General features: G+C 67.1%; 12 protein-coding genes and 1 pseudogene. 10 read left to right on the top strand and 3 right to left on the bottom strand.

The features are described 5' to 3' along the window. The 9 genes from MSG_RS04810 (at position 1) to MSG_RS04770 (ending at position 8,962) form a co-directional block, all read left to right on the top strand. Positions 1-1,530 carry an ATP-binding protein gene (locus MSG_RS04810; protein ID WP_096437542.1) on the top strand — a complete coding sequence of 510 codons (1,530 nt, stop codon included), beginning with the start codon at positions 1-3 and terminating at the stop codon, positions 1,528-1,530. A gap of 28 nt (positions 1,531-1,558) precedes the next feature. After that, on the top strand, positions 1,559-2,404 hold the full coding sequence (locus tag MSG_RS04805) for an LLM class F420-dependent oxidoreductase (RefSeq protein ID WP_096437540.1): 846 nt from the start codon (positions 1,559-1,561) through the stop codon (positions 2,402-2,404). A gap of 20 nt (positions 2,405-2,424) precedes the next feature. Continuing rightward, a complete protein-coding gene (locus tag MSG_RS04800) occupies positions 2,425-3,291 on the top strand; it encodes an LLM class F420-dependent oxidoreductase (protein WP_096437538.1) in 867 nt (288 codons plus the stop codon). 27 nt (positions 3,292-3,318) lie between these two features. Then, entirely contained in the window at positions 3,319-4,314 is a 996-nt protein-coding gene (gene rfbB, locus MSG_RS04795; RefSeq protein WP_096437536.1) for a dTDP-glucose 4,6-dehydratase, read from the top strand. Position 4,315: 1 nt separating this feature from the next. After that, positions 4,316-4,939 carry a dTDP-4-dehydrorhamnose 3,5-epimerase gene (gene rfbC, locus MSG_RS04790; protein ID WP_096437534.1) on the top strand — a complete coding sequence of 208 codons (624 nt, stop codon included), beginning with the start codon at positions 4,316-4,318 and terminating at the stop codon, positions 4,937-4,939. Further along, positions 4,936-5,424 (top strand): lipoprotein LpqH, encoded by a 489-nt coding sequence (locus MSG_RS04785; RefSeq protein ID WP_096437532.1) that lies wholly within the window; start codon positions 4,936-4,938, stop codon positions 5,422-5,424. Before rfbC ends, MSG_RS04785 begins: the two co-directional genes overlap by 4 nt. A 109-nt stretch (positions 5,425-5,533) precedes the next feature. Then, entirely contained in the window at positions 5,534-6,640 is a 1,107-nt protein-coding gene (locus MSG_RS04780) for an acyltransferase family protein (protein ID WP_096437530.1), read from the top strand. A gap of 113 nt (positions 6,641-6,753) precedes the next feature. Next, positions 6,754-7,830 carry an acyltransferase family protein gene (locus MSG_RS04775; protein WP_096437528.1) on the top strand — a complete coding sequence of 359 codons (1,077 nt, stop codon included), beginning with the start codon at positions 6,754-6,756 and terminating at the stop codon, positions 7,828-7,830. A gap of 67 nt (positions 7,831-7,897) precedes the next feature. Continuing rightward, positions 7,898-8,962: an acyltransferase family protein gene (locus MSG_RS04770; RefSeq protein ID WP_096437526.1), complete on the top strand. Its 1,065-nt coding sequence runs from the start codon at positions 7,898-7,900 to the stop codon at positions 8,960-8,962. A 39-nt stretch (positions 8,963-9,001) separates the two neighbouring features. Here the strand turns inward: MSG_RS04770 and MSG_RS04765 are convergent, their stop codons facing one another. The 3 genes and pseudogenes from MSG_RS04765 to MSG_RS04755 form a co-directional block, all read right to left on the bottom strand. Next, complete coding sequence (locus tag MSG_RS04765) at positions 9,002-9,697, bottom strand: QcrA and Rieske domain-containing protein (protein ID WP_096437524.1); 696 nt, start codon at positions 9,695-9,697, stop codon at positions 9,002-9,004. Beyond that, complete coding sequence (locus tag MSG_RS04760; RefSeq protein ID WP_096437522.1) at positions 9,694-10,242, bottom strand: RNA polymerase sigma factor; 549 nt, start codon at positions 10,240-10,242, stop codon at positions 9,694-9,696. The genes MSG_RS04765 and MSG_RS04760 overlap by 4 nt, the downstream gene beginning before the upstream one ends. Before the next feature lie 38 nt (positions 10,243-10,280). Next, a pseudogene (locus MSG_RS04755) lies at positions 10,281-11,662 on the bottom strand (NAD(P)/FAD-dependent oxidoreductase). Between the two features lie 105 nt (positions 11,663-11,767). Between MSG_RS04755 and MSG_RS04750 the strand changes: the two are divergent. Next, entirely contained in the window at positions 11,768-13,288 is a 1,521-nt protein-coding gene (locus MSG_RS04750; RefSeq protein WP_096437521.1) for a CoA-acylating methylmalonate-semialdehyde dehydrogenase, read from the top strand. Positions 13,289-13,291: the final 3 nt, after the last annotated feature.

Below are 13,291 nucleotides of genomic sequence, written 5' to 3'. Positions count from 1 at the left end.
ATGACCGCCAAGACGCCCTGCGAGCCCGACGAGCTGCGCAGCCTGTTCTTGTTCGAGGCGCTCACCGACGAGCAGCTCGCGGTGCTGTGCAGCAACGGGCACATCCAGCATTACGAACCGGGCCCGATCTGCGTCGAGGGTGAACCCGCGACCTGCTTCTACGTGCTGATCGAGGGCGAGCTGATGATGTCCAAACTCTCCGGCGGCCAGGACATCGAGACCAACCGGACCTCGCAGCGTGGCGTGTACGCCGGCGCGTGGCGGGCGTTCACCGGCGGCAAGCAGAAGAGTTACGACGCCTCGGTGCACGTGACCAAGCCGTCGCGGTTCTTCGTGATGGACGCGCCGGTGTTCGCGCAGTTCATGCGCGACCAGTTCCCCATGGCCGTGCACCTGCTCGACGGCATCGCCGTCGGCACCGACCGGACCCGCCGCATCATCGACAACCGGGAGAAGCTGCTGGCGCTGGGCCGGTTGTCGGCCGGGCTGACCCATCAGCTGAACAACCCCGCCGCGGCGATCTCGCGGGCCGCATCGGATCTGCGCGAGCGCGTGGCCAGCATGCGGCACAAGCTGGCGATGCTTGCCGACGGGACGGTCTCCCCCGAGGCGCTGGGCGCTCTGGTGCGGCTGCAGGAGCGGGTCGCCGAGCAGGTCGCCAAAACGGCGTCTCCAGGTGGGGCGCAGCACCTGAGCGCGCTCGAGACCTCCGACCGCGAGGACGCCGTCGGCGATTGGCTGGACGAGCACGGCATCGAGAACGGCTGGGACATCGCGCCGACGTTCGTCGAGGGCGGCATCGACACCGATTGGCTGGAGCGCATCGCCGCCGTCAGCGCCGAGCTTGCGAGCGCCTCGCTGGAGATGGCGATTCGATGGATCAACTACACCATCGAAAGCGAGCTGCTGATGAACCAGATTCTTGAGGCGAGCAAACGGATTTCTGCGCTGGTCGCCGACGCCAAGCAGTATTCGCAAATGGATCGGGCCCCGTTCCAGGTGGCCAATGTGCACGACCTGCTCTACAGCACGCTGGTGATGTTCGCCGACCGGCTCACCAAGGACAGCGGCAAGGACGGCCCCAAGGACGCCAAGGCGATCACCGTGGTCAAGGATTTCGACAAAACGCTGCCCGAAATCCCTTGCTACCCGGGAGATCTCAACCAGGTTTGGACCAACATCATCGACAATGCGCTGGCCGCGATGCGCGACACGGGCGGCACGCTGACGGTCCGCACCTGCCGCTTCGGCGAGAACATGGCCCGTGTCGAGATCTGCGATACCGGGCCTGGAATCCCGGCCGACATCCGCGAGCATATCTTCGAGCCGTTCTTCACGACCAAACCCTTCGGCGAAGGTACCGGCCTGGGGCTGGATCTGGCGTTCAACATCGTCGTCAAGAAGCATCACGGAGATCTGCGCGTGGAGTCCGTGCCCGGAGATACCCGGTTCATCGTGCTGCTACCGCTGGAACTACCGCCGGTCCCCGACGTCGCGGCCGTCGATCTCGACGACGGCGACGAGGAATAGCGGCCGCATATCCCGGGTTGGCACGACCATGACAGGTGCAGCCAAGCCCAATCTCGGCCGGTTCGGATCGTTCGGACGCGGCGTCACACCCCAGCAAGCCAAAGAAATCGAAGCCCTGGGCTACGGGGCGGTCTGGGTGGGCGGCTCGCCGCCGGCCGAGCTGGCCTGGGTGGAGCCCATCCTCGAGGCGACGACCACCTTGCAGGTGGCCACCGGCATCGTCAACATCTGGACCGCGGCGGCCAAGCCGGTGGCCGAGTCGTTTCACCGGATCGACAGGGCCTATCCCGGCCGCTTTCTGCTGGGCATCGGCGTCGGCCACCGCGAGGCCGTCAGCGAATACCGCAAGCCCTACGACGCGCTGGTGGACTACTTGAAGCAACTCGACGACTACGGCGTGCCGGCCAATCGCCGGGTGGTCGCCGCGCTGGGACCGCGAGTGCTCGCGCTGTCCGCCGAGCGCTCCGCCGGAGCACACCCCTACCTGACCACCCCGGAACACACAGCTGCGGCCCGCGAGCTGATCGGCCCGTCGGCGTTCCTGGCACCCGAGCACAAGGTGGTGCTGACCACCGATCCGGAGAAGGCCCGCGCGGTCGGCCGCCAAGCGCTCGACATTTATTTCAACCTGGCCAATTACCGCAACAGCTGGAAGCGGCTGGGCTTTTCCGAGGACGAGGTCACCCGGCCGGGCAGCGATCGCCTGGTGGACGCGGTCATCGCCTACGGGACGCCGGACGCTATCGCCGCGCGCCTCAAGCAGCACCTCGACGCCGGCGCCGACCACGTGCCCGTGCAGGTCCTCACCAAAGATGAAAACCTGGTCTCGGCGCTGGCCGAACTGGCGGGCCCGCTCGGACTCAACGGCTCGTGACCTAACCCGTAGGGGGATCCATGACAGACGCAGCTTCACTCAAACCGAACCTCGGCCGCTACGGCGTCTGGTTGGGCACGCGATCGATCACGCCCGAACTGGCGGCGCGGATCGAGTCGCTGGGCTACGGCGCCGTATGGATCGGCGGATCGCCCGACGCGGAGCTGGGCTGGGTCGAGCCGGCCCTGGCCGCGACGACGTCACTGCAGCTGGCCACGGGCATCGTCAACATCTGGACCGCACCGGCGCCGGCCGTCGCCGAATCCTTCGAGCGCATCGAAAGCAGTTACCCCGGAAGGTTTTTGCTGGGCATCGGGGTGGGCCACCCCGAGCACACTCAGGAATACGTCAAACCGTACGACGCGCTGGTCAGTTACCTCGACGTACTCGACGCCGCGGGCGTGCCGACCAGTCGCCGGGTCCTGGCGGCACTGGGTCCGCGGGTGCTGGAACTCGCGGCGCACCGCAGCGCCGGCGCGCATCCGTATCTGACCACGCCGGAACACACCGCCAAGGCCCACGACCAGCTCGGCAGCTCGGTGTTCCTGGCACCCGAGCACAAGGTGGTGCTGACGACCGACCCTGCCAAGGCGCGGGAAGCCGGCCGCGGAGTCGTCGAGTTCTACCTGGGTCTGCACAATTACGTGAGCAACTGGCTGCGGCTCGGGTTCAGCGAGGACGACGTGCGCAAGCCCGGCAGCGACCGGCTGATCGACGCGGTGGTCGCCTACGGCACCGCCGAGGACATCGTCAGACGCCTGGACGAGCACCTGCGGGCCGGCGCCGACCACGTGGCGATCCAGGTGCTGGGCGGCTACGACGAGGACACGCTGCTGCCCACGCTGAGCGAACTGGCCGGGCCGCTGGGGCTAACTCCGCCAAGCTGACCCCGGGGCTCGGTTAGGGTTTGAGCCATGCGCTTGCTGGTCACCGGTGGCGCCGGGTTCATCGGCGCCAATTTCGTCCATAGCACGGTGCGGGAACGTCCCGACGTCTCGGTGACGGTGCTCGACGCCTTGACCTACGCCGGGCGGCGGGAGTCGCTGGCCGACGTCGATGCCGCGATCCGCCTGGTCGAGGGCGACATTTGCGACTCGGGTCTGGTGGGCCGGCTGGTCGCCGAGTCGGATGCGGTCGTGCACTTCGCCGCCGAGAGCCACGTGGACAACGCGCTGGACAACCCGGAGCCGTTCCTGCACACCAACGTCGTCGGGACCTACACCATCCTGGAAGCCGTCCGGCGCCACGGCGTACGGCTGCACCACATCTCGACCGACGAGGTCTACGGCGACCTGGAACTCGACGATCCCGCGCGGTTCAACGAGGCGACGCCGTACAACCCGTCGAGCCCGTACTCGGCGACCAAGGCCGCCTCCGACATGCTGGTGCGTGCCTGGGTGCGGTCCTACGGCGTGCAGGCAACCCTGTCTAATTGCTCCAACAACTATGGGCCCTACCAGCACATCGAGAAGTTCATCCCGCGCCAGATCACCAATATCCTCACCGGTCGCAGGTGCAAGCTTTACGGCAGCGGCGCCAACGTGCGCGACTGGATTCACGTCGAGGACCACAACAGCGCGGTGTGGCGGATCCTAGACAAGGGCCAGATCGGCCAGACCTACCTGATCAGCTCCGAGGGCGAGCGCAACAACCTGACGGTGCTGCGCGCGATCCTGACGCTGATGGGCCACGACGCCGACGACTTCGACCACGTCACGGACCGTGTCGGGCACGATTTGCGTTATGCCATCGATCCGTCCCTGCTGTACGACGAATTGTGCTGGGCCCCAAAGCACACCGACTTCGACGAGGGGTTGCGAGAAACCATCGACTGGTATCGTGCCAACGAATCCTGGTGGCGCCCCTTGAAGGATGCCGCCGAGGCCCGCTACGAGGAACGTGGTCAGTGAGATGAAGGTTCGTGAACTCGCCGTCCCCGGCTCCTGGGAAATCACCCCGACCATCCATGGCGATTCCCGCGGCATGTTCTTCGAGTGGCTGACCGACCGCGGGTTCGCCTCGTTCGCCGGTCATTCCCTCGACGTGCGGCAGGCCAACTGCTCGGTGTCCGCGGCGGGCGTGCTGCGCGGACTACACTTCGCGCAGGTGCCGCCGAGTCAGGCCAAGTATGTGACGTGCGTGCGAGGTGCCGTCTTCGACGTCGTCGTCGACATTCGGGTGGGCTCACCGACATTCGGGCAGTGGGACTCCGTTCTGCTCGACGACTCCGACCGCCGAACGATCTACATTTCCGAGGGTCTTGGCCATGGATTCCTTGCGCTGCAAGATGATTCGACGGTGATGTACTTGTGCTCGGCGGAATACAGCCCCGAACGCGAGCACACCATCCGCGCGACGGATCCGGCCCTGGGCATCGAGTGGCCGCTGGTCGACGGCGCCGCGCCCACGCTGTCCGACCGCGATGCGGCAGCCCCCAGCTTCGCCGAAGTGCGCGCGTCGGGCGTGCTGCCTACGTGGGAGGAGACCCGCAGCTTCGTCCGCGGGCTGGGCTTCAAGAACGGAGATATCGGTTGAACCGTGAGCTAGTGATCGCCGTTGCGGCCGCGGCGCTGGTCGCCGGGGCGGCCGGCTGCTCGAACGGCAACAAATCCTCGACGCCTGCTTCGGCGACGTCGAGCACCGCCGCCGCATCGCCGACCGCCGCGCCCCCACCGTCGCCGGCCGTCCCCCCGGCGAAGATCACCGTCGACGGCAATGCGCTGCCCGTTACCGACCCGGTCGACTGCAATACCAAGGACGGCAAGTTCTCGATCGCGATCGGCCAGCCGTTCATCGGCGTGATCGTGGCGCTGGAGCAGGACGCCTCAGTCGTCCATCTCGTGGGGCTCGGCGAGGTCAACGGCGTGAACCTCAACTTCACCGAGGGCGCCCCGGGCGACAAGGCCAGCGCCACCAAGGACGGCAGCACCTACCACGTCACCGGCATTGCCAGCGGCGTCGACAAAGACGGTGCAAACAAGACTCATAAGCCGTTCACCGTCGACGTGACCTGCCCGTAGGCGTTGCGACGACGACCCGCCGGCCGTGGGGCGAATCGGCCCTGTTGCGGCGCGAGGTGACGTTACGATGGCGCGACAGTTCGATGGTCGACGACGGGGGTTGGGGTTGATGAAACTCGGGCAGGTATTCGCTCCGCGCAGCAATGCCCTGAACGCCTGGCGGTTGGCGTTGGCGTTCGAGGTGATCCTGTGGCACTCCTTCCCGCTGACGGGCCGCAAGGTGACATTCCCGCCCTTGCACCAGCTGCTGGGCGAGGCAGGCGTCGACGGCTTCTTCGCGATCTCTGGGTTCCTCATCACCGCGAGCTGGCTTCGCCATCCGCGACTGCGCGAATACTGCATCGGCCGGGCCCTGCGCATCCTGCCCGCGTTCTGGGTCTGCCTGGTCGTCACCGCGTTCGTCATGGCCCCGATCGGCGTGGCCCTGCAGGGCCGCGGGGGCACAAAGCTGATCACGTCGGGAGCCTCGGCCCAATTCGTGCTGAAGAATATCGCGGTTCTGATCCTGCAACCCGACATCGCCGGGACGCCGCAGGGGATTCCGTTTCCGAAGTACTGGAATGGGTCGCTGTGGACGCTGATCTGGGAAGTGTTCTGCTACATCCTGGTAGCGGCGCTTGGGGTGGTCGGGCTGCTGCGGCGCCGGTGGCTGCTGCCGGTGTTGTTCGTGCTGCTCTTTTACTGGGCAATTCAATTGCCGCCGCCCGCTCCCGAGACGATCACCGGGGCGCAGGCCGCCTCGCGCTTCGGCTTGATGTTCGTGGCCGGCGCGCTGGTCTACCTGTTCCGCGAGAAGATCCCAGCCCGCTGGTCGCTCGTCGGGTTGTGCGCGATCATCGTCGCGCTGTCCAGCCTGATGCCGGATTACCGCCTCATCGGGGCCATCCCGCTGGCCTACGCCGTGATCGTGTCGGGCGCGCTGCTGCAAAACAAGCGCCTGACGCTGCACAACGACGTCTCCTACGGCGTGTACATTTATGCGTTCCCGATCCAGCAGCTGCTGGTCATCTGCGGACTCGCCACACTGAATCCCCTGGTGTTCTTCCCTGTTTCGGCGGCGGCCACCCTGCCGTTCGCCGCGCTGAGCTGGTTCTTGATCGAGAAGCACGCGATGTCGGTGAAGTCTCGGGTTTTCAAGAAGTTGTCGCCGCCCGCGCCACCGGCAGTCACCGCGACACCGCCCGAGGACGACCGGGACTCCTCCGAAGTTGGCTGAACCGGCGGCGATCTCGCCTTGGCCCGCCCCATTTGTGCGAAATCTGTTCGTTGTCGGCGTTAACCGACGTTACTATGACGCCGTACAGCGGCGTACACGACAGGCGGGGTGTCATGAAGCTCGGGCAGGTATTCGATCCGCAAAACAATGCCCTGAACGCCTGGCGGCTGGTGCTGGCCGCCGAGGTGATTCTCTGGCATTCCTTTCCCCTCACCGGCCATTTCGTGTCGTCGGCGCCGGCACGTCAACTGCTCTTCTCCCTCGGGGTCGACGGGTTTTTTGCCGTCTCCGGATTTTTGGTCACCGCGAGCTGGCTGCACCACCCGCGGGTCCGTGACTACTCCAAGGCGCGCGCCCTGCGCATCTTCCCCGGCTTCTACACCTGCCTGATCGTCATCGCGTTCGTCTTCGCGCCGCTCAGCGAGGCGATTCAGGGCGGCTCGCCGGGCAGGGTGTTGTCGTCCAAGGCACCGTTCGAGTACGTGTTGATGAACTGCACGCTGGTCATCCTCAAGCCCGACGTCGGCGGAACACCGCGCCACGTCCCGTCTCCGGGCGTATGGAACGTTTCGTTGTGGACCCTGATCTGGGAAATGTTCTGCTATATCGCCGTTGCCGCTTTCGGGGTCGCCGGTCTGCTCAACCGCCGGTGGTTCTTGCCCACGGTGATGGTGGCGGCGGCGGTGTCGGCGGCGGCGTTGCCGCCGATGACGTTCCCCGGGGTATGGACCATCCAGCAGGCCGTCGCGCGGTTTGCCATGATGTTCGCGGCCGGGGCGCTGCTGAACCGGTTCAAGGACGTTGTCCCGGCGCGCTGGTCGCTGGTGGGGCTGTGCCTGGCGATCGTCGGCGCGGCCAGCCTGATGCCGGACTACCGCGTGGTCGGCGCCCTTCCGCTGGCCTACGCCATCATCGTGTCGGGTTCGCTGGTCCACAGCAGGCGCCTGCGGCTGCGCACGGATCTGTCCTACGGCGTCTACATCTACGCATTCCCGATGCAGCAGCTGCTGATCGTCTGCGGACTCGGTGGGCTCGCGCCGCTGCTATTCTTTCCCGTCGCGACGGTGGCCACCCTGCCGCTGGCCGCGCTGAGCTGGTTCCTGGTGGAAAAGCCCGCACTGTCGTTGAAGTCCCGTATCCTGCGGGAGCCATCGGCCGCGGCCCAGCCGGCGGCCGTTGGCGATACCTGATTGGCTGACCAGTACCGCTGATAGCTGCCGCTACGATGGCGCCTCGGGGGCTGACAGACAGGATTAGATGAAGCTCGGACACGTGTTCGACCCCCGCAACAATGCGCTGAACGCGTGGCGGCTGGTGCTGGCGACGGGCGTCATCCTGTGGCACTCGTTCCCGCTGACCGGGCGCCACGTCCCATTCGCCGCCGGCCACCAGCTGCTCAGTCAGGTGTTCGTCGACGGCTTCTTCGCGATCTCCGGATTCCTCATCACCGCGAGCTGGCTCAGAAATCCGCGGCTGCGGCAGTACTCGGCTGCGCGCGGGCTGCGCATCTTCCCGGGATTGTGGGTCTGCGTGGCCGTCACCGCGTTTGTCATCGCTCCGCTGTCCGTCGCGATTCAGGGGGGTTCGGTCGCACATTTGCTGAGGTCCGGGGCGCCGGTCAATTACGTGCTGAACAACGCCCTGCTGAACTTTCTCTATTCGGGTATCGACGGAACGCCCCGGGGGGTTCCGTTTCCGGGCGCCTGGAATGGATCGATCTGGACCCTGCTCCCCGAGCTGCTCTGCTACATCGCGGTTGCCGGCTTCGGCATCACCGGTCTGCTGCGCCGCCGCTGGCTTGTTCCCACGCTGCTGGTGTTGATGCTCGTCTGCTCGCTGCTGGTGACGCCGTGGAACGGCTTCGCCGAGGTATGGACCCCCGCAACGATGGGTGCGCGTTTCGCCCTGATGTTCGTGGCCGGGGCGCTGCTGCAGCAATACCAACATGTCATTCCGGCCCGCTGGTCGTTGGTCGCCCTGAGCGCCGTCGTCGTGATCGCGTCGAGCTGGCTGCCGAATTACCGCGTGCTGGCCGCGATTCCGTTGGCCTACGCGATCATCGTGTCCGGTGCGCTGCTGCGCGACCGGCGCCTTAACCTACGCAACGACGTGTCCTACGGCGTGTACATCTATGCGTTCCCGACACAGCAGCTGCTGATCGTGTGTGGTCTCGGCGCACTACCACCGTTGGCGTTCTTTCCGGTCGCGACGCTGGCCACCCTGCCACTGGCCACGCTGAGCTGGTTCCTGGTCGAAAAGCGCGCGATCGCCCTCAAGTCCCGGTTCCTGCCCAAACGGGTCGCCGGGGCAGCCGCCACCTGACCGCGCCCGCTCCGAGACCGCGGCGGCGGGTTAGAGCTCCTAGGTCGACTGGTCTGGCTGCGGCGGGGCGAGCACCTCGATCACCCCGTTGACCTCGCGAACCATCAACGCGGGCAACGGCTTCGGCGCGATCGGCAGTTGGTGCGTGAGCACCTGTCCGTCGGGCGCGAAGGACGTCGAGTGGCAGGGGCAGCGCAGCCGGTCGTCGGGCGCGTCGAACCACAGCCGGCACCCCTGATGGGTGCACACCCCCGACACGGCCTGGGGCTTGCCGTCGACACGACGGACGAATCCGCTGACCGAACCGAGATCGAACGGATGCATCCGCCCGTCCGGCACGTCGGCGCTGACCGCGACCCGCTGCCAGCTGCCGTCGTTGGGCCTCAGCTCGCCCGCGACGACCGGCGCGTCGCTGCGGCTTCCGGTCACCGCCCGATCGACGGCCACCGCGGTGACCGCGGCGGCCGCGGCGGCCGAGGTGCCGACGATGACCTGGCGGCGCGTGGAGTTCGGCTTGGGCGCCGGTGCTGCCGGCGCACCGGCCATTTGCTCGGCGAGGCGGCGGTGCAGGTCGGTGAGGAATTCTTGGCGTGGGGCGTCGCCGCCGGGCCGCGCCGCCCGCAGCTCGATAGCCGTGCGAATCTGCGCGGCCTCGAAATCGTCGGGCGCAAACGCCTTGGGCCGGCTGCCCCGCAGCAGATCGTCGACGTAGCGGCGCAATCCTCGCGCGTTCATGACTGGCCCCCATCGTTGACCTGTGCCGCCAACCGCAGTGCGCGATGCTGCAACACCTTGGCGTTGGCGACGCTTATCCCGAGTTCGGTAGCCGACTCCTTGATCGAATTACCTTGCAAGAATCGCAATTCCAGAATTCGGCGATAGCGGTCCGGCAGCGCGTCGAGCACCTGGGCGACACGCTGTGGTGCGGTGCTGATCGCTTCCTCGCTCTCCGGCGGTTGTTCGGTGTCGTCGATCGAGGTTATCTCCCGCCCCAGGGTTTCCCGCCAGTGCGCGGCCAGCACCGTGCGGGCCGTGGTCCGAAGGTAGGCGCGAATTTCGCCCACGCTCGCGGTCAGGCGCAGCGGCCGCAGCGCCGCCAGGAAGACCTCGGCGGTGAGGTCCTGGGCGTCGGCCTGGTTGCCGACTCGGGCGAACAGCATGCGGTACACCCAGGTGGCGTTGTCGGAGTACACCGCTTCCCAATCGCGGTAGCCCTCGAAGCCCTGGTCGGGCACCGCGCGCAGGGACCGCGGGCCGCCGGGTTCGTTGAACGCCGTCACCTGCCTCCTTCCCCTTCCCCGATCAATATCCGCTCGGGTTACACGGGGCGCCGTCCAGGCGAGAGTGCGGCCTCGGCGGCCATCAGCGCGTCCAGTTTGGCAGCGGTGGCCGACAGTGCCTTCTTGGCCATGCCCAGGATGCGGTCTCGCACCTTGGGCTTGGCCGACGGCGGCGCGAGCAGACGTCCCATCAGATGACCGAAGAGATCCAGGCGGACCGACGCCAGCCACTCCGTCAGCTCGGGGTCGTCCAGGAAACGCAACTGGTTGCGGTAGTCGGCCTGCGCCAGCCGCAGCCAGTCCAGGTCGGTGTCGGGGTGCGGCAGCGGCAGACAAAGCCGATTCTTCGTGGCGTCGTCGGGGTAGTCGGCTTCGACGTGCGCGATCAGCGCGGCGCTGAAAATCTGCTGACAACCCCGCACGCTTTGCAGCGTGATCTGCCCGTCGTCGAAAATGGCTGCGGCCGGCCTCTTTTCGGCACCGTCGGCGGTGCGGGCGACATAAAGGGCGTGGCCGTCCATCGCGACGCCGCCGCCCTCGAGAACCATCCGGTCGTCCTCGATGCGCAGCAGGTGCCCCATGCGCACGACATCGGTGATCCGGCGCAGCTGCTCGAGCTCGCGGCCGGAGACGGTCGCGCAGCGGTACATGGTGGGCCGGACCGCCGGATCGATCCGCAGCAAGACGCCGGCGTCTTCGAGGCGGGTGAACAGGTCCCCGATCGACACCGCGTCCCGGACCGCGCGCAATTGTGCGGTGAAGCTGGCCTTGATGACGTCGGCGAATTCCGGTCCGGGTTGCAGCGTCGCACGGTCCGGCGCGATGCCGTGCCCCAGCAGCCGCAAGCAGACGTCGATGCCGGTCTCCCCGGCCCCGACGACGACGTAGCGCTCGCGGGCGCCGGCGCGTGGCAGGTCGTTGGGCGGGATTCAGTCGATGCCGGGGGCCACGCGGTAGGGCGGCGGGCGCATCGAGGGAACCATCACCCGCATGTAGGTGGCGTCGACGATGCGGCGCGCGGTGACGGTGTACTCCGCGCCCGCCAGCGTGGTGAAGCGGCCCGCGCCCAGGTATTCGGTCATCGGGAAATAGCTGACCTGACCCGTCGGGAGCAGGCGCTGGCGCAGGACGTGGTCGTAGTAGGCGTTGACCTCACCTGCGGTCGCGAGTTCGTAGAGACCCTCGTTCCAGCCGGTCCGGTCGATCGTGTCGCTGCCGAGGGGTAGGAGTTGACGCCATAGAACGCCGACGGGTGATGCAGCCGGGCGAACGGGTACGCGGCGGTCCAGTGCCCGCCGGGCTGGTGATTGCGATCGACCATCACGATGCGCGCCGGCGTCTCGGACACGAGCGTGTCGATGAACGCCATACCCATGGCGCCGGCCCCGACGACCAGATAGTCGGCCTCGATGCTGTGCATACCGGGTCAAGGCTGACCCCACTTGCCAGCCTCCCTCGGCAGTTACTAGGATCTCCTAGTAACCAAGGCCACTCCTTATCCTTCTTCGCGCACTCGAGGACCCTCATGACCACACAGATCCCGCACTTCATCGATGGGAAGCGCACCGCAGGCCAGTCCAGCCGCACCGCTGACGTTTTCAACCCGAGCACCGGCAAGGTCCAGGGATCAGTCCCGATGGCCTCGGCAGCCGACGTCGACGCGGCGGTGGCCTCGGCTGTCGAGGCCCAAAAGGGTTGGGCCGCATGGAATCCACAGCGCCGCGCGCGCGTGATGATGAAGTTCGTCGAGCTGGTCAACAACAATATGGACGAGCTGGCCGAGCTGCTGTCCCTCGAGCACGGCAAGACGGTCCCCGACGCGCGCGGCGATATCCAGCGCGGCATCGAGGTGATCGAGTTCGCGATCGGAATCCCCCACCTGCTCAAGGGCGAATACAGCGAGGGCGCCGGCCCAGGCATCGACGTCTACTCTCTGCGCCAGCCGCTGGGCGTGGTCGCGGGCATCACCCCGTTCAACTTCCCGGCGATGATCCCGCTCTGGAAGGCCGGACCCGCGCTGGCCTGTGGCAACGCGTTCGTGCTCAAGCCGAGCGAGCGCGACCCGTCGGTGCCGGTACGGCTGGCCGAGCTGTTTCTCGAGGCCGGCCTGCCGCCGGGCGTCTTCCAGGTCGTCCACGGCGACAAGGAGGCCGTCGACGCGATCCTGCACCATCCCGACATCAAGGCGGTCGGTTTTGTCGGCAGCTCCGACATCGCGCATTACATCTACTCGACGGCCGCGGCCAACGACAAGCGCTCGCAGTGCTTCGGCGGCGCCAAGAACCACATGATCGTGATGCCCGACGCCGACCTCGACCAGGCCGTCGACGCGCTGATCGGCGCCGGCTATGGCAGCGCCGGCGAACGCTGCATGGCGATCAGCGTCGCGGTCCCCGTCGGCGAGCAGACCGCGGACCGGTTGCGCGCCCGGCTGATTGAGCGGATCAACAACCTGCGCGTCGGGCACAGCCTGGACCCCAAGGCCGACTACGGCCCGCTGGTCACCGAGGCCGCCGTAGCCCGGGTGCGTGACTACATCGGCCAGGGCGTGGCAGCGGGTGCCGAACTGGTCATCGACGGTCGCGAGCGGACCAGCGACGACCTGACCTTCGGCGATGCCAACCTGGAGGGCGGCTTCTTCATCGGGCCCACCCTGTTCGACCACGTCACCACCGACATGTCGATCTACACCGACGAGATCTTCGGACCGGTGCTGTGCATCGTGCGGGCCCACGATTACGAGGAGGCGTTGCGGCTGCCGTCCGAGCATGAGTACGGCAACGGCGTGGCGGTCTTCACCCGCGACGGCGACGCCGCGCGCGACTTCGTCTCTCGGGTCGAGGTGGGCATGGTCGGCGTCAACGTGCCGATCCCGGTCCCGGTGGCCTACCACACCTTCGGCGGCTGGAAGCGGTCCGGCTTCGGCGACCTCAACCAGCACGGCCCGGCGTCGATCCAGTTCTACACCAAGGTCAAGACGGTGACGTCGCGGTGGCCGTCCGGCATCAAGGATGGCGCCGAATTCGTGATTCCGACAATGGAGTAGGGC

The organism is Mycobacterium shigaense (assembly GCF_002356315.1).
GTDB classification, from domain to species: domain Bacteria; phylum Actinomycetota; class Actinomycetes; order Mycobacteriales; family Mycobacteriaceae; genus Mycobacterium; species Mycobacterium shigaense.
Note: the sequence above shows the minus strand (reverse complement) of the source record. Positions and strands in the feature narration are given on the sequence as shown.